A 16,130-nucleotide genomic window follows, 5' to 3' on the forward strand; every position below is an offset into this window, starting at 1 on the left:
GCCGACGGTGCGCCCGTCCTCGGCGGGCAGGGTCTGCTCGACCAGCGCCAGGGTCCCGGTACGCGAAAGCGTGCCCTCGTCGGCCCGCGCGAGGGGCGTCAGCCGATCCGCGACTCCGCGCGGCGCGCCCGGACGTCGCCGACCTTCTGCCCCACCTTGCGGCGGATGACCAGCAGCGGCGCCATCGCGGCGAGCGCGATCTGCGCGAACGCGCCGATGTGCAGCAGGTTGTCGCCGCCCGGCAGACCGGTCGCCCAGGCCGCCAGGCAGCCGATCGAGACGACGATCCAGCAGAGCGTGGCGGTGGCCAGCAGCCCCTGCGGCTTGGGGTACTCGATCCGGCTGACCATCAGGTACGCCGCGCCGAAGATGGCGAGCAGACCGGGCAGGAACGGCGGGTCGAGCAGCACGATCGCGATCACCGTCATGGCGCCCATCGGGCAGGGCATGCCCTGGAACACCCCGGGCCGCATCTTCACGGCGGAGAAGCGGGCGAGCCGCAGGACCACCGCGAGCAGCACGGTCAGCGCGATCAGCGCCGAGAGGCGGCTGTTGGAGCCCGGCGAGACCATGCCCCAGACCGCGACGAAGTAGGCCGGCGCGATGCCGAAGCTGATCAGGTCGGCCAGGTTGTCGAGCTCGGCCCCGAGCGCGGAGGAGCGCAGCTTGCGCGCCACCAGCCCGTCGAACAGGTCGCACATCGAGCCGATCAGCAGCAGCGTCACCGCGGTGGCGGCGCTGTGCTTGTCCGGCGCGGCGTCCGGGTTGGTGATGTGCGGGACGAGCACCCCGGTGGTGATCGAGTAGATCGCCAGGAAGCCGCAGACGGCGTTCCCCAGGGTCAGGAAGTCGGCGGTCGACAGGTGCTGCGGCGAGCGCGGCGCGCGAAGCTCGCGGTCGCGTGCCCAGCGGCGGCGGCGCAGGACCGCCTCCTCGTCGTCCAGGCCGACGATCGTCTCAGGATCAGTCACGGTCAAGGCGCGTCACCCCGGCGGTGGTCTTCTGGCCGACCTCGACGCCGACCTCGACGCCGGCCGGCAGGTAGGTGTCGACCCGGGACCCGAACCGGATCAGACCGATCCGCTCGCCCTGCTCGACCTTGGTACCGGCGTCCACGTACGGCACGATGCGGCGCGCCACGGCGCCCGCGATCTGCACCATCTCGATGTCGCCGAGCTCGGTGTCGAAGTGCCAGACGACCCGCTCGTTCTGGTCGCTGTCCTTGTTGAACGCGGGCACGAAGCCACCGGGCACGTGCTCGACGGAGGTCACGGTGCCGGGCAGCGGGGCCCGGTTCACGTGGACGTTGAGCGGGCTCATGAAGATCGCCACGCGGGTCCGGCCGTCCGGCCACGCGTCGATGCTCTGGACCACGCCGTCGGCGGGGGAGATCACTCTGCCCGTGCCGATCTCACGCTCGGGGTCGCGGAAGAACCACAGCATGCCGGCGCCGAGCGCGCAGGCGGGTACCGCAGCCAGGGCCCACTTGCCACTGCGCCGGGTGAGGGCGGTGGTCACGGCGGCCGTGGCGAGGGTGGGGACGAACCAGGGGGTGGCTCCGCGCGCGATGGTCACGCGGGGTCGCCGACCGGCCGTCGTGGCTGCGAGGGCATCGCGGTCCGTGACGGAGGTGTGAGGGGACGGGCTGATGGGCATCGAAGACCTTTGTCGCGGGGGATCATGGCCGCTGGACGGGGGCCACCGCGGGATCGGGTAATAGAGGGACGTCTGCTGTCCCGGTGGATGCTATCGGGAGCAGACGGTGGGTGGGCAACCCGCCTGCTCGTCATGTGACCTGCCGGAGACGCAGGTGCGTCCCCTTGCTACGACCGTAGCTCGCCCCGCTCCGGTTCCCAAGGGACCGGGCGAAGCTGGTGACTCTTGTCTCAACCATGCCCGAGTGGCCCATCGGGAGCTGCCCGTCGAGGGCGTGGAACCGGTAGGCCGAAGCGGCCGCAGGGCGCGTGACAGCAGCTGTACGCCCTGCGGCCGCTTCGGTGGGCCGTGCCCGACCCGGTGCGGACCAGGCACCCGGGTGGCGGGCACGGCACGGTGCCGGGACGGGCCCGCACGCCCGTCGACCGGCGGCTTCGGCGGCCCCGGGATCACTCCGCGATGCGGTACTCCTCCAGCAGCCGGCGCCCGACGATCATCTTCTGGATCTCCGCAGTACCTTCACCGATCAGCAGCATCGGGGCCTCCCGGTAGAGCCGCTCGATCTCGTACTCCTTGGAGAAGCCGTAGCCGCCGTGGATGCGGAAGGAGTCCTCGACGACCTCCTTGCAGTACTCGGAGGCCAGGTACTTGGCCATGCCCGCCTCCAGGTCGTTGCGCTCGCCGCCGTCCTTCTTGCGGGCCGCCATGACCATCATCTGGTGGGCGGCCTCGACCTTGGTGGCCATCTCGGCGAGCTTGAACTGGATCGCCTGGTGCTCGGCGATCCTCTTGCCGAAGGTGGTGCGCTGCTGGGCGTAGGCGATGCCCAGCTCGAAGGCCCGGCGGGCGACGCCGCAGCCGCGCGCGGCCACGTTGACCCGGCCGACCTCGACGCCGTCCATCATCTGGTAGAAGCCGCGGCCGGGCACGCCGCCGAGGATCCGGTTCGCCGGGACGCGGACGTCCTGGAGGACCAGCTCGGTGGTGTCGACGCCCTTGTAGCCCATCTTCTCGATCTTGCCGGGCACGGTGAGGCCCGGGACGGTCGGGTTCGGCCCGAAGCCCGGCGTCTTCTCGATCAGGAAGGTGGTCATGTTCTTGTAGGGGGTGGAGCCGCCCTCGTCGGTCTTGCAGAGCACCGCGACCAGGGTGGAGGTGCCGCCGTTGGTCAGCCACATCTTCTGGCCGTTGAGGACGTAGAACTCGCCGCCCTCCTCCTTGACGCCCTTGGTGCTGATCGCGGCGACGTCGGAGCCCAGACCCGGCTCGGACATCGAGAAGGCGCCGCGGATCTCGCCGGCGGCCATCTTCGGCAGGAAGTGGTCCTTCTGCTCCTGGGTGCCGTGCGCGTTGATCATGTGCGCCACGATGAAGTGGGTGTTGACGATGCCCGAGACGGACATCCAGCCGCGGGCGATCTCCTCCACCACCAGGGCGTAGGTGAGCAGCGACTCGCCGAGGCCGCCGTACTCCTCGGGGATGGTCAGGCCGAACAGGCCGAGCTGCTTCATGCCCTCGACGATCGCGGTCGGGTACTCGTCCTTGTGCTCCAGCTCGGTCGCGACCGGGATGATCTCCTTGTCGACGAACTCGCGCACGGTGGCGAGGATGTCCCGCTGGATCTCGGTGAGGCCGTCGGTCTGTGCGAGGCGTCCCATCGTGCGGCTCCTGTCATGCCTGGGGGAAAAGAGGAGAGGGGGGAGAAGGAGTGGACGGGGGCTCCGCGGGCGTGGCTTCCGCGGAGCCCCCGTGAACCGGGTGGGGCTCGGCCGATGACGGCGGCCGGCCCGTCCGGGGCTCTGGGGGAGGAGCCGGGCTCAGCCGAGCGGGGCGGGGCGGCCGGGCTGCTCGCCGCCGCGCGCCTCGATGTAGGTCGCGGTCGGCACCATCACCTTGCGGCGGAAGACGCAGACGACCGTGCCGTCCTGCTTGTAGCCCTTGGTCTCGACGTACACGATGCCGCGGTCGTCCTTGGACTTGGACGGCCACTTGTCGAGCACGGTGGTCTCGCCGTAGATCGTGTCGCCGTGGAAGGTCGGCGCGACGTGCCGCAGCGACTCGATCTCCAGGTTGGCGATCGCCTTGCCGGAGACGTCCGGCACGGACATGCCGAGCAGCAGCGAGTAGACGTAGTTGCCCACCACCACGTTGCGGCCGAAGTCGGTGGTCCGCTCCGCGTAGTTGGTGTCCAGGTGGAGCGGGTGGTGGTTCATGGTGAGGAGGCAGAAGAGGTGGTCGTCGTACTCGGTGACCGTCTTGCCGGGCCAGTGCTTGTACACCGCGCCGACCTCGAACTCCTCGTAGGTGCGTCCGAACTGCATGTGGCTGGTTCCTCTGGGGTCTCGGGAGGGCGGTGCTCAGGCCTGCGGGGGCTCGAACTTGGAGGTGCGCTGCAGACCGGCGGCGCGGCCCTTGCCGGAGACGACCAGCGCCATCTTGCGGCTGGCCTCGTCGATCATCTCGTCGCCGAGCATCGCGGAGCCCTTGAAGCCGCCGGCCTCGGAGGTGCACCAGTCGTAGGCGTCGAGGATCAGCTCGGCGTGGTCGTAGTCCTCCTGGGAGGGCGAGAAGATCTCGTTGGCGGCGGCGACCTGGTCCGGGTGCAGCACCCACTTGCCGTCGAAGCCCAGCGCGGCGGCGCGGCCGGCCACCTCGCGGTAGCCCTCCTGGTTGCGGATCTGCAGGTAGGGGCCGTCGATCGCCTGGAGGTCGTTGGCGCGGGCGGCCATCAGGATGCGCATCAGGATGTAGTGGTAGGCGTCGGCCGGGTAGCCGGGCGGCTGCTCGCCGACCACCAGGGACTTCATGTTGATCGAGGCCATGAAGTCGGCCGGGCCGAAGATGACGGTCTCCAGCCGGGGCGAGGCCTGGGCGATCGCGTCGACGTTGATCAGGCCCTTGGCGTTCTCGATCTGCGCCTCGATGCCGATCCGGCCGACCTCGAAGCCCATGGTCTTCTCGATCTGGGTGAGCAGCAGGTCGAGCGCCTTGACCTGCTCGGCGTCCTGGACCTTGGGCAGCATGATGCAGTCGAGGTTCGGGCCGGCGCCCTCGACGACGGTGATCACGTCGCGGTAGGTCCAGTGGGTGGTCCAGTCGTTGACCCGCACGACGCGGGTCTTGCCGCCCCAGTCGCCGTTGTTCAGCGCGTCGACGATGCTGTGCCGGGCGCTCTCCTTCACCAGCGGGGCGCAGGCGTCCTCCAGGTCGAGGAAGACCTGGTCGGCGGGCAGGCCCTGGGCCTTCTCCAGGAAGCGCGGGTTGCTGCCGGGGACGGCGAGGCAGGAGCGGCGCGGGCGCAGGCGGTCGGGGGTCGCGGCGGAGCCGCTCGAAAGAAGGGTGGTGGCGGGCGACGGGTGGGACATGAGCGGGTGGTTCCTTCCGGGTCAGCTGGTCGTCGTGGCCGGGGCGGGCGTCCAGGGCTGGAGCCTGTTGGCCAGCCGGATCTCGTCCACGATCCGGCCGATGATGGTCGTGATGCCGAAGTCCTTCGGGGTGAACACGGCGGCGACGCCGGCGGCCCTGAGGACCTCGCCGTCCGCTGCCGGGATGATGCCACCCACGATCACCGGGACATCCTCCACCCCGGCCCGGCGCAGCCGGTGCAGCACGTCCGGGACCAGCTCGGAGTGCGCGCCGGAGAGGATCGACAGGCCCACGCAGTGGACGTCCTCGGCGACGGCGGCCGAGACGATCTGCTCGGGGGTGAGCCGGATGCCCTGGTAGACCACCTCGAACCCGGCGTCGCGGGCCCGGACGGCGATCTGCTCGGCGCCGTTGGAGTGCCCGTCCAGGCCGGGCTTGCCGACCAGCAGGCGCAGCTTGCCGGTGCCCAGCTCGGCGGCGGTCGCGGCGACGGCCTCGCGGACCGCGGCCAGCTCGCCGCCGGGCTCGGCCGCCACCGCGACCGGGGCGCCGCCGACGCCGGTGGGCGCGCGGTACTCGCCGAACACCTCGCGCAGGGCGAAGGCCCACTCGCCGGTGGTGACCCCGGCGCGGGCGCAGGCGAGGGTGGCCGGTACCAGGTTCGCGGTGGTCGCGGCGACGGCCTTGAGCTCCTCCAGGGCGCGCAGCGCGGCGGCCTCGTCGCGCTGCCCGCGCCAGGCCTCCAGGGCGTTCAGCACGGACTGCTCGGAGGCCGGGTCGACGACCATGATCGCGGTGTCGAGGTCGGCCGTGAGCGGGCTCTCCTCGGTGGTGTCGAAGCAGTTCACCCCGACGATCCGGTCCTCGCCGGACTCGATCCGGGCCCGGCGGGCGGCGTGCGAGGCGACCAGGTTGGACTTCAGGTAGCCGGACTCGACGGCCGGGATGACCCCGCCCATCCCCAGTACCTTGGCGATCTCGGCCTCGGCGCCGGCCAGCAGCTCGGCGGTCTTGGCCTCGACGACCTCGGAGCCGTTGAAGAGGTCCCCGTACTCCAGCAGGTCGGACTCGTAGGCGAGCACCTGCTGGATCCGCAGCGACCACTGCTGGTCCCAGGGGCGGGGCAGGCCGAGCGCCTCGTTCCAGGCGGGCAGCTGGACGGCGCGGGCGCGGGCGTCCTTGGAGAGGGTGACGGCGAGCATCTCCAGCACGATCCGCTGGACGTTGTTCTCCGGCTGCGCCTCGGTCAGGCCGAGCGAGTTGACCTGGACGCCGTAGCGGAACCGGCGCTGCCGGGGGTCCTCGATGCCGTACCGCTCGCGGGTGACCTTCTCCCAGAGCCGGCCGAAGGCCCGCATCTTGCACATCTCCTCGACGAACCGCACGCCGGCGTTGACGAAGAAGGAGATCCGGGCGACGACCTCGCCCATCCGCTCGGCCGGCACCTGGCCGGAGTCGCGGACGGCGTCCAGCACCTCGATCGCCGTGCACATCGCGTAGGCGATCTCCTGGACCGGGGTGGCCCCGGCCTCCTGGAGGTGGTAGCTGCAGATGTTGATCGGGTTCCACTTCGGGATGTTCCCGACCGTGTAGGCGATCATGTCGGTGATCAGGCGCACCGAGGGGCCGGGCGGGAAGACGTGCGTCCCGCGCGACAGGTACTCCTTGACGATGTCGTTCTGGGTGGTGCCGGTGAGCCTGGCGATGTCGGCGCCCTGCTCCTCGGCGACCACCTGGTAGAGCGCCAGCAGCCACATCGCGGTGGCGTTGATGGTCATGGAGGTGTTGGTCTGTTCGAGCGGGATGCCGTCGAACAGGGTCCGCATGTCGCCGACGTGGCCGACCGGCACGCCGACCCGGCCGACCTCGCCGCGGGCGAGGACGTGGTCGGAGTCGTAGCCGGTCTGGGTCGGCAGGTCGAACGCCACGGACAGGCCGGTCTGACCCTTGGCCAGGTTCCGCCGGTACAGCGCGTTGGAATCCTCGGCCGTGGAGTGCCCGGCGTAGGTGCGCATCAGCCAGGGGCGGTCGCGCTTCTGGTCGCTCATCGGATCGTCCTCAGATGTTCCGGCCGGGCTGGACGGTCCGCTCGTCGAGCTCACGGCTGTGCTGGACGGTCCGCTCGTCGAGCTCACGGAACAGGTTGATCGCCGGCAGGTGCTTGGCGCGCAGCTCGGCGTCGCGCACGCCCAGGCCCTCCTCGGGGGACAGGCAGAGCACGCCGACCTTGCCCTGGTGCTTGTTGTGGTGCACGTCCAGCGCGGCCTGGCCGGTCTGCTCCAGCGAGTACACCTTGGAGACGGTCGGGTGGATCTTGCCCTTGGCGATCAGCCGGTTGGCCTCCCAGGCCTCGCGGTAGTTGGCGAAGTGCGAGCCGACGATGCGCTTGAGCGACATCCACAGGTAGCGGTTGTCGTACTGGTGCATGTAGCCGGAGGTGGAGGCGCAGGTGACGATGGTGCCGCCCTTGCGGGTGACGTAGACGCTGGCGCCGAAGGTCTCCCGGCCGGGGTGCTCGAAGACGATGTCGACGTCCTCGCCGCCGGTCAGCTCGCGGATCCGCCCGCCGAACCGCTTCCACTCGCGCGGGTCCTGGTTCTGCTCGTCCTTCCAGAACCGGTAGCCCTCGGCGGAGCGGTCGATGATCGCCTCGGCGCCCATCGCCCGGCAGAGCTCGGCCTTCTGCGGGCTGGAGACGACGCAGATCGGGGTGGCGCCGCCGGCCAGCGCGTACTGGGTGGCGTAGGAGCCGAGGCCGCCGCTGGCGCCCCAGATCAGCACGTTGTCGCCCTGCTTCATGCCGGCGCCGTTGCGCGAGACCAGCTGGCGGTAGGCGGTGGAGTTGACCAGGCCGGGGGAGGCGGCCTCCTCCCAGGTCAGGTGGGCGGGCTTGGGCATCAGCTGGTTGGTCTTCACCAGGGCCAGCTGGGCCAGGCCGCCGAAGTTGGTCTCGAAGCCCCAGATCCGCTGCTCCGGGTCCATCATCGTGTCGTTGTGGCCGTCGGAGGACTCCAGCTCGACGGACAGGCAGTGCGCGACCACCTCGTCGCCCGGCTTCCAGGCGTTGACCCCGGCGCCGGTGCGCAGCACCACGCCGGCCAGGTCGGAGCCGACGACGTGGTACGGCAGGTCGTGGCGCCTGGTGAGCGGGGAGAGCCGGCCGTAGCGCTCCAGGAAGCCGAAGGTGGAGACCGGTTCGAAGATCGAGCTCCACACGGTGTTGTAGTTCACGGCGCTCGCCATGACGGCGACCAGGGCCTCCCCCGGGCCCAGTTCGGGCAGCGGGACCTCGTCGAGGTGGAGGGACTTGCGGGGGTCCTTGTCGCGGCTGTCGAGGCCGGCGAACATCTGCTCCTCGTCCTTGTGGAGCGTCACGGCCCGGTAGGACTCCGGCAGCTTCACGTTGGCGAAGTCCGCCGAGGTGCTGTCGGAGCTGAGGATCGCGTCGAGGATTTCCTTCATGGCTGCCTCCGAAGGCGTACCTGTGTCGAGGGCACAGGGCGTCTGGGGGAGCCGGGAGCGGACACCGGCTTCGCTGAACGGGGTGGTGGGTGGGCGGCTGGTGGGCCTGGCACTGCGGTGGGTCGCTCCCGGGGTTGGGGGAACGCCGGTACGACGGCGCGCCGAGGTGGGGAGCCGCGGCGCCGCGACTGGTGGGTAACAAGGTAGTGGCACCCTGTGCCACTCGTAAAGACACGGCGTGCCAGCAATTCCGGCCGGTTCCGGAGCCCGTGGCAGGGCCGTTCCGAGGTGACGAAAGGGCCCGTGCCGATCCCTCGGCACGGGCCCTCGAAACTGCGGTGACCTGCGAAAACGCCTGCGCTCAGGCCTGCTTGGCGCCCTCCAGGGCGGCCCGTACGGCCTCCACCACGACGTCCAGCGGAGCGTCCGTACGGGCGACTGTGATGAGCACCTCACCTCCGGGGGTGGCACTCAGTGCGCTCGCCGTCGCGGGCTCCCCGTCGGTCACACTGGCACCGGGTGCCACTACGGCACCGCGCCGCCGCGCCCCCGGCTCGCTGGACGCCCAGAAGGTCCGCCGGATCACCTCGAAGGAGTGGTCCAGCTGCGCCTCGACGTCGCCCCGCCCGCCGGCCCGCAGCCAGCGCCGCAGCACGTGGTTGTGGGCCGCGACCACGGCCGCCGCCGACACCTCGGCCAGCATCGAGTCGTCCTCGCCGGCCCGCTGCCAGCCCGAGGGGATCTCCCCGGCGGTGTCGAAGCGGCCCAGCAGGTAACGGGTGAACAGCCGCTCGTACCGGGCCACCACGGCGATCTCCCGCTCGCGCAGCGCGGGCACCTGACGGATCAACTGGTAGCGGGCGACCGAGACCCCGGGCGTGGAGGCGTACATCCGCAGCACCTCCTTGATGCCCCGGCAGACCACGTCCAGCGGGTGCTCCTCGGGCTCGGCGCTGGCCAGCAGGTCGGCCACCCGGACCAGGGTGTCGTCGTGGTCCGGGAAGATCGCCTCCTCCTTGGACCGGAAGTACCGGAAGAAGGTCCGCCGGGCCACCCCGGCGGCCGCCGCGATCTGGTCGACCGTGGTCTCCTCGTAGCCCTGCGAGGCGAACAGCTCCATGGCGGCGGTGGCCAGGTCCTGGCGCATCTGCTGGCGCTGCGCCGCCGCCCGGCGGCTGCCCGGGGCCCCGTCCTGGCCGGTCCCGGCCGGTCGGCCGTCGCGTGCCGGCGCGGATTGCTGCGGGGAGACTGACTGAACCCGATCCATGCCCGGAACGCTACACGTCCCCGGCGACGCGCCGGCGGGCCTGGCCCGGCGCACCGGGGCGACCGGGCCGCTCACCGCGGGTCTGGGCCAGTGCGCCGAGACCGCGCCCGGCCCCCAGCCGGCCCGCTCCTGGCGGAACGGCGGCCGGCCGGGCTGCCCCCCGTGGGGCGGCGGCGTGGTCACCGGCGCGCGTGGTCGCGGAAGCCGCGGCCGGTCTTGCGGCCCAGGCAGCCCGCCGCCACCAGGTGCTCCAGCAGCGGCGCCGCCGCCAGACCCGGCTCGCGGAACTCCTGGTGCAGCACCTGCTCGATGGTCAGCGAGACGTCCAGGCCGACCACGTCCAGCAGCTCGAACGGGCCCATCGGGTACCCGCAGCCGAGCTTCATCGCGGTGTCGATGTCGTCCACCGTCGCGTAGTGCTCCTGGAGCATCCGCACCGCGTCGTTCAGGTAGGGGAAGAGCAGCGCGTTGACGATGAACCCGGCCCGGTCCCCGCACTCCACCGGGTGCTTGCGCACCGAGGCGCACAGCTCCAGCACGGTCGCCGTGACGTCCGGCGCGGTCAGCACCGTGGAGACCACCTCGACCAGCCGCATCGCCGGCGCCGGGTTGAAGAAGTGCATGCCGATGACGTCCTGCGGCCGGGTGGTGGCCGAGGCGCAGCTGATCACCGGCAGCGAGGAGGTGGTGGTGGCCAGCACCGCGCCCGGCTTGACGATCGCGTCCAGGGCGGTGAACAGCTCGCGCTTGACCGCGAGGTCCTCGGCGACCGCCTCGACCACCAGGTCCACCTCGGCCAGCTCGCCGTACTGCCCGACCGGCGTGACCAGTGCCAGCGCGGCGTCCCGCTGCTCCCCGCTCAGCCGGCCCTTGGCCACCGAGCGCTCCAGGGACTTCGCCAGCCGCGCCTTGGCCCGCTCGGCCTTCTCCAGGCTGCGCGCGGCCAGCATGACCGGGTAGCCGGCCTTGGCGAACACCTCGACGATGCCGGTGGCCATGGTGCCCGAGCCGCAGACGCCGACGCTGCGCACCGGACGGCCGGGGGCCTCCGGCCGCGCCGGGCCGGTGACCGCGTCGACCGCCTTCGAGGAGCCGGGCGCCTCGTAGGTGTAGAAGCCGCGGCCGGTCTTGCGGCCCAGCAGCCCGGCCGCGACCAGCTGGCCGAGGATCGGCGCGGGCGCGTGCAGCCGGTCCCTGGACTGCTCGTACATCGCCTCCAGGACGGTGCGGGCGGTGTCCACGCCGATCAGGTCGAGCAGCGCCAGCGGGCCCATCGGCAGGCCGCAGCCGAGCCGCATCGCGGCGTCGATGTCCTCCCGGGTGGCGTACTTGGACTCGTACATCGCGGCGGCCTGGTTGAGGTACGCGAAGAGCAGGCCGTTGACCACGAAACCGGCCCGGTCGCCGGCCGCCACCGGCTCCTTGCCGAGGTCCCGGGCGAAGGCCGCGGCCTCCTCGGCCACCTGCGGGGCGGTGAGCACGGTGCGCACCACCTCGACCAGCTTCATGGTGTGCACGGGGTTGAAGAAGTGCAGGCCGAGCACCCGGTCGGGGCGGGCGGTGGCGGCGGCGATCCGGGTCACCGACAGCGCGGTGGTGCCGGTGGCGAGCACGGTCGAGGCCGGGCAGATCCGGTCCAGCTCGGCGAAGACCTCCCGCTTCAGCTCCAGCTGCTCGGGGACCTCCTCGATCACGAGGTCGGCCCCGGCGGCGGCGTCCAGCGCGTGGCCGACGGCGATCCGGGCGAGCAGCCCGGTCCGCTCCTCGGCGGTGAGCCGCCCTCGGGTCACCGCGTGCGCGGTCGCCTGCTCGATCCGGGCCAGCGCCCGGGCGGCCGAGGCGGCGTCGGCCTCGATGCCGATGACCCGGCGGCCGGTGCCGGCGACCGCGACCGCGACGCCGGCACCCATCGTGCCGAGGCCGACCACGGCCACCGTGGGGAAGGGACGCTCCATCAGTCCTGACTCCTTGTCATGGAAGGCCCGCGCGCGCTCCGGAGGGCGCGCCCCCGGAGGAGGGTCCGCGCGCGGGGGCGGGGGGATGACGGTTGCGGCCACCGCGCAGCCGCCGGTCCGCTCCGGACATGCTGGGGGTGTGCCGTGGTACTCAGGCGCTCGCGTGAGGAAGCGGTTCTGAACACACGCTGAACTCGGAGGAGAGATGCCCCGGCCGCGGCCGCGATCCGCGGCACCGGCCGGTGAACGAAAGCACCGCCACACGCCGCCCGCTCCGCGCGAGTCCCGCGCGGCGGACGGCGCCCCCGTCGGTGCGGCTCCCGAAGCCCGACGGTGGTGCGTGCCGACACTGTAGCGAAGCTACTCGCCGGTAGGAAGGGGGCCGGGCGCTGTTTCTCCGCCGCTCACCGGCGGGCGATCACCCGCGCGGGGGACGGCGGTGGACGGACGTCCGTTCGGACCACCCGATAGGGGAGTTACGCGCCCCCACGGGGCGGGGGAGCATGGGGCCATGAGCACTGGAACCGTGGCCACGGACCGCCCCGAGCCCCCCTCCGGGTCCACCCCCGGGGCGGCCGGGCAGGCCGAGGGCGACGCCGTGCCGCCGCCCCGGGCCGACCGGGCCGAGCGCGGGGAGCGCGCCCAGGCAGCGGTCGACCGGCTGCGCACCGCCGGGGCCGAGGCCGTCGCCGTCACCTGGGTGGACAACGCCGGCATCGCCCGGGTCAAGGCCGTTCCGCTCGGCGGCCTGGTGCACGCCGCCCAGTGGGGGGTGGGCGCCGCCCCCTGCTTCGACGTCTTCCTCGCCGACGACACCATCGTCACCAGCCCGCTGATCGGCGGCCCCACCGGGGACCTGCGGCTCTACCCCGACGTCGAGCGGATCGTCCCGCTCGCCGCCCAGCCGGGCTGGGCCTGGGCGCCGGGCGACCGCTACACCCAGGGCGGCGCCCCGCACCCGGGCTGCCAGCGGCTCTTCGCCCGCCGGACGGTCGCGGCCGCCGCCGAGCGCGGGCTGGCGCTGAAGGCCGGCATCGAGATCGAGTGGGTGGTCGCGCTGGCCGGCCCGCCCCAGGAGGAGCCCCGCTACCCGACGGCGGGCCCGGCCTACGGCATGCAGCGGCTCACCGAGCTCTCCGACTACCTGCGCGACGTGCTCCGCGCCCTCACCGAGCAGGGCCTGACCGTGCTCCAGATCCACCCCGAGTACGCGGCCGGCCAGTTCGAGGTGTCGGTCGCCCCCGAGGGGCCGGTCGAGGCCGCCGACACCTCGGTGCTGATCCGGCACACCGTGCGGGCCGTCTCCGCCCGGCACGGCCTGCGGGTCTCCTTCGCCCCGGCGGTCGAGGCCGGCGGGGTCGGCAACGGCGGCCACCTCCACCTCAGCCTCTGGCGGGACGGCCACAACCTCGCCCACGGCGGCCCGGGCCCGCACGGCCTCACCGCCGAGGCCGAGGGCTTCCTCGCCGGGGTCCTCGGCGCGCTGCCCGAGCTGCTGGTGCTCGGCTGTTCCAGCCCGGCGAGCTATCTGCGGCTGGTCCCCTCGCACTGGGCCGGCGCCTACCAGTGCTGGGGCCTGGAGAACCGGGAGGCCGCGCTGCGCCTGGTCACCGGCTCCACCGGCGAGCGAGCCTCGGCCGCCAACGCCGAGATCAAGTGCTTCGACGCCACCGCCAACCCCTACCTGGCGGTCGGCGGGGTGCTCGCCGCCGGCCTCGCCGGGCTGGACCAACGCCTCGCGCTTCCGGCGGAGTTCACCGGCGACCCGGCGCAGGCCGCGCCCGGCACCGTCCCCCGGCTGCCCTCCGGCCCCGCCGGGGCGCTCGCCGCCTTCCGCCGCTCCGCGCTGCTGCGCGAGGCACTCGGCGAGCCGCTGCACGGCGCCGTGCTCGCCGTCCGCGAGGCCGAGCGCGAGCAGTACGCCGACGCCACCCCCGAGGAACTGGCCGCCGCCACCCGCTGGCGGTACTGACCGGTGCCGTCACCGGACGTCCCGGCGCTGGTCGACCACCACTGCCACGGCGTGCCGACGGCCGAGCTGTCCGACGAGGCGCCGGCGGGGCTGCTCACCGAGTCCGACCGTCCGCCCGCGCCGGGCGCCTCGCCGTTCGACGGCGCGCTGGGCCTGGCGGTCCGCCGCTGGTGCCCGCCCGCGCCCGGGCTGCCCGCGCACGCCCCGGCCGCGGAGTGCCTCGCCCGGCGGCGCGAACTCGGCGCCCCGGAGGCCATCCGCCGGCTGCTGGCCGCCGCCGGCCCGGACACCTGTCTGGTGGCCCAGGCCTTCCCGCTGGGGTACACCGCCCCCGGTCTGACCACCTCCCACGTCGGCCCCCGCGCGGCGGCGGTGCGCGGGGAGATGCTGGAGCCGGTCCCGTTCGGCAAGTTGCCGTTCTCCACGGACGCCTACGGCCTGCCCGGGCCGTACCTGGTCGGCGCGGCCCGGTTCCGGCACGGCCCGGGCGCCCTGCCGGACGGCTGGCGCGCCGACGGCGCGTGCGCCGCGGCCGACGCCGAGCGGCCGGCCCGCCGGGTGGCGGCGGACAACGCCCGCCGACTGTACGCGCTCTGACCGTCCGCCGCCGCCGCTTGGCGACGATCCGCCACTGGCCGCTTCCGGCCGCCCCGGACTCCTGTTCCCCCCTCGGTCGCGCTGACTAGGGTGTGGCTCCCGACGCGGTGTGCTCCCGCGGTCGTCCGATCGCCCGGCCCTGCCCAGGAAGAGCGGAGTCATACCTTCCGTGGGTGGACCATTTGTGACGATTAGATGACTACCTCTTGCGGATTGCAACACTTGTTCACTAGCGTCCCGATCATTCCAAGTGCACCTGCCAACCGCAGCTGCTGCATGACGACTCGGGAGGGCCAACCCCTATGAGTGTTCCTCGGATCAGCCGGACCCGGTACGCGGCAGTGGGCCTCGTGCTCGCCACCGCCGGCGCCCTCGCGCTGCCGTCCGGCACCGCCGTCGCGGCCTCCGGGTCGGAGCCGACGACCGGTCCGCTGCTCAGCTACGTCGTCAACACCAAGGCCAACCACGGCCAGGTGCAGAAGGTCGAGAAGGCGATCACGACCCTCGGCGGCACCGTCGTGTACTCCTACGAGCAGATCGGCGTGGTGATCGCCCGCTCGAACGACACCAGGTTCGCCGCCAAGCTGCGGCAGGCCAAGGGCGTCGAGTCGGTCGGTGCCAGCCGGACCAAGGGCATCACCGCCTCCGAGGACCGGGTCGCCGAGGTCGCCGCGGCCCCGACCGGTACCGCCGCCGCCGGCGAGGAGCCCCTGTGGGCCAACCAGTGGGACATGCGTCAGATCGGCGTGGACAAGGCCCACAAGCTGTCCCTGGGCAGTGACAAGGTCACCGTCGGCGTGCTGGACTCCGGCATCGACGGCACCCACGAGGACCTCGCCGCCAACATCGACGCCTCGCAGTCGGTCTCCTGCATCGACGGCGGCAAGCCGAACACCGCCTGGGAGGCCTGGCAGCCGGGCGTCGACGGTGACCACGGCACCCACGTGGCCGGCAGCATCGCCGCCGCCAAGAACGGCAAGGGCATCGAGGGCATCGCCCCGAACGTCAAGCTCGCCGCGGTGAAGGTCGTCGACGACGGCGGCTTCATCTACCCGGAGTACGCGATCTGCGGCTTCGTCTGGGCCGGTGAGCACAAGTTCAAGATCACGAACAACAGCTACTTCGTCGACCCGTGGATGTTCAACTGCCAGAACGACGCGGACCAGGCGGCGATCACCACCGCCGTCCGCCGCGCCGTCGAGTTCTCGCAGCGCAAGGGCGTCCTCAACGTGGCCGCGGCCGGCAACGAGAACATCGACCTGGCCCACAAGACCAAGGACGTCGCCAGCCCGGACGACACCACCCCCGGTGAGCGCCCGATCACCCAGGACTGCCTGAACCTGCCGACCGAGCTGGACGGCGTCGTCGTGGTCTCCTCGGTGGGCGTCAACGGCGAGAAGGCGTACTACTCCAGCTACGGCAAGAACAAGGTCACCGTGGCCGCCCCCGGTGGCGACCGCCGTTACCAGCTCCCGAACACCCCGGACCAGAACGGCCGCGTGCTGTCCACCATCCCGGGCGGCAAGTACGGCTACATGCAGGGCACTTCGATGGCCTCGCCGCACGCCGCCGGCGTGCTCGCCCTGCTCGCCAGCACCCACCCGTGGGCCAACGCGGACGAGCTCACCGAGCTGCTGACCAACCAGGCCGAGTCGCACGGCTGCCCGACCGCCCCGTACAACCCGGGCGGCGCCGGCGAGTGGACCGCCACCTGCGAGGGCGGCGTGGACGACAACGGCTTCTACGGCGCGGGCATCATCAACGCCGAGAAGGCCGCCCAGTGGTGGCGGTGAGCCACGGCTGACCGGCTGACACCCTGAGCCGCCGAACGGGGGCGGGACGTCGAGTCCCGCCC

General features: G+C 72.5%; 11 protein-coding genes and 1 pseudogene. 3 read left to right on the plus strand and 9 right to left on the minus strand.

What is annotated here, in order from left to right; all coding sequences use genetic code 11:
- Positions 1-98: 98 nt before the first annotated feature.
- The 9 genes and pseudogenes from ABT093_RS28945 to ABT093_RS28985 form a co-directional block, all read right to left on the minus strand.
- Positions 99-977 (minus strand): CDP-alcohol phosphatidyltransferase family protein, encoded by an 879-nt coding sequence (locus ABT093_RS28945; RefSeq protein WP_502884341.1) that lies wholly within the window; start codon positions 975-977, stop codon positions 99-101.
- Positions 964-1,656 carry a phosphatidylserine decarboxylase gene (locus ABT093_RS28950; RefSeq protein ID WP_030398303.1) on the minus strand — a complete coding sequence of 231 codons (693 nt, stop codon included), beginning with the start codon at positions 1,654-1,656 and terminating at the stop codon, positions 964-966. Before ABT093_RS28950 ends, ABT093_RS28945 begins: the two co-directional genes overlap by 14 nt.
- Positions 1,657-2,105: 449 nt before the next feature.
- Positions 2,106-3,314: an acyl-CoA dehydrogenase family protein gene (locus tag ABT093_RS28955; RefSeq protein WP_350569452.1), complete on the minus strand. Its 1,209-nt coding sequence runs from the start codon at positions 3,312-3,314 to the stop codon at positions 2,106-2,108.
- Between the two features lie 159 nt (positions 3,315-3,473).
- Positions 3,474-3,977: a MaoC family dehydratase gene (locus ABT093_RS28960; RefSeq protein ID WP_350569454.1), complete on the minus strand. Its 504-nt coding sequence runs from the start codon at positions 3,975-3,977 to the stop codon at positions 3,474-3,476.
- Positions 3,978-4,013: 36 nt separating this feature from the next.
- A complete protein-coding gene (locus ABT093_RS28965; protein ID WP_350569456.1) occupies positions 4,014-5,021 on the minus strand; it encodes an HpcH/HpaI aldolase/citrate lyase family protein in 1,008 nt (335 codons plus the stop codon).
- 21 nt (positions 5,022-5,042) lie between these two features.
- Positions 5,043-7,070: an ethylmalonyl-CoA mutase gene (locus ABT093_RS28970; RefSeq protein ID WP_350569457.1), complete on the minus strand. Its 2,028-nt coding sequence runs from the start codon at positions 7,068-7,070 to the stop codon at positions 5,043-5,045.
- A gap of 79 nt (positions 7,071-7,149) precedes the next feature.
- A pseudogene (ccrA, locus tag ABT093_RS28975) lies at positions 7,150-8,484 on the minus strand (crotonyl-CoA carboxylase/reductase); the annotation flags it as partial.
- 361 nt (positions 8,485-8,845) lie between these two features.
- A complete protein-coding gene (locus ABT093_RS28980) occupies positions 8,846-9,751 on the minus strand; it encodes a TetR family transcriptional regulator (protein ID WP_350569458.1) in 906 nt (301 codons plus the stop codon).
- A 179-nt stretch (positions 9,752-9,930) separates the two neighbouring features.
- Positions 9,931-11,706 carry a 3-hydroxyacyl-CoA dehydrogenase family protein gene (locus ABT093_RS28985; protein WP_350569459.1) on the minus strand — a complete coding sequence of 592 codons (1,776 nt, stop codon included), beginning with the start codon at positions 11,704-11,706 and terminating at the stop codon, positions 9,931-9,933.
- A 511-nt stretch (positions 11,707-12,217) separates the two neighbouring features.
- Here ABT093_RS28985 and ABT093_RS28990 point away from each other — a divergent pair.
- From ABT093_RS28990 to ABT093_RS29000, 3 genes are all read left to right on the plus strand, one after another.
- Positions 12,218-13,678 carry a type I glutamate--ammonia ligase gene (locus tag ABT093_RS28990; protein WP_350569461.1) on the plus strand — a complete coding sequence of 487 codons (1,461 nt, stop codon included), beginning with the start codon at positions 12,218-12,220 and terminating at the stop codon, positions 13,676-13,678.
- A gap of 3 nt (positions 13,679-13,681) precedes the next feature.
- Positions 13,682-14,275, plus strand: a complete 594-nt coding sequence (locus ABT093_RS28995; RefSeq protein ID WP_350569463.1) for a hypothetical protein — start codon at positions 13,682-13,684, stop codon at positions 14,273-14,275.
- Between the two features lie 302 nt (positions 14,276-14,577).
- Positions 14,578-16,068 (plus strand): S8 family peptidase, encoded by a 1,491-nt coding sequence (locus ABT093_RS29000; RefSeq protein WP_350569465.1) that lies wholly within the window; start codon positions 14,578-14,580, stop codon positions 16,066-16,068.
- The last annotated feature ends 62 nt before the right edge of the window (positions 16,069-16,130 follow it).

Source organism: Kitasatospora sp. NPDC002551 (assembly GCF_040296005.1).
In the GTDB taxonomy this organism is placed as follows: Bacteria; Actinomycetota; Actinomycetes; order Streptomycetales; family Streptomycetaceae; genus Kitasatospora.

Bases quoted from the DNA above. Each gene is read 5' to 3' on its own strand.
- ABT093_RS28950 (WP_030398303.1), bottom strand. From the start codon at position 1,656: ATGCCCATCAGCCCGTCCCCTCACACCTCCGTCACGGACCGCGATGCC.
- ABT093_RS28955 (WP_350569452.1), bottom strand. From the start codon at position 3,314: ATGGGACGCCTCGCACAGACCGACGGCCTCACCGAGATCCAGCGGGAC.
- ABT093_RS28960 (WP_350569454.1), bottom strand. From the start codon at position 3,977: ATGCAGTTCGGACGCACCTACGAGGAGTTCGAGGTCGGCGCGGTGTAC.
- ABT093_RS28965 (WP_350569456.1), bottom strand. From the start codon at position 5,021: ATGTCCCACCCGTCGCCCGCCACCACCCTTCTTTCGAGCGGCTCCGCC.
- ABT093_RS28970 (WP_350569457.1), bottom strand. From the start codon at position 7,070: ATGAGCGACCAGAAGCGCGACCGCCCCTGGCTGATGCGCACCTACGCC.
- ABT093_RS28980 (WP_350569458.1), bottom strand. From the start codon at position 9,751: ATGGATCGGGTTCAGTCAGTCTCCCCGCAGCAATCCGCGCCGGCACGC.
- ABT093_RS28985 (WP_350569459.1), bottom strand. From the start codon at position 11,706: ATGGAGCGTCCCTTCCCCACGGTGGCCGTGGTCGGCCTCGGCACGATG.
- ABT093_RS28990 (WP_350569461.1), top strand. From the start codon at position 12,218: ATGAGCACTGGAACCGTGGCCACGGACCGCCCCGAGCCCCCCTCCGGG.
- ABT093_RS29000 (WP_350569465.1), top strand. From the start codon at position 14,578: ATGAGTGTTCCTCGGATCAGCCGGACCCGGTACGCGGCAGTGGGCCTC.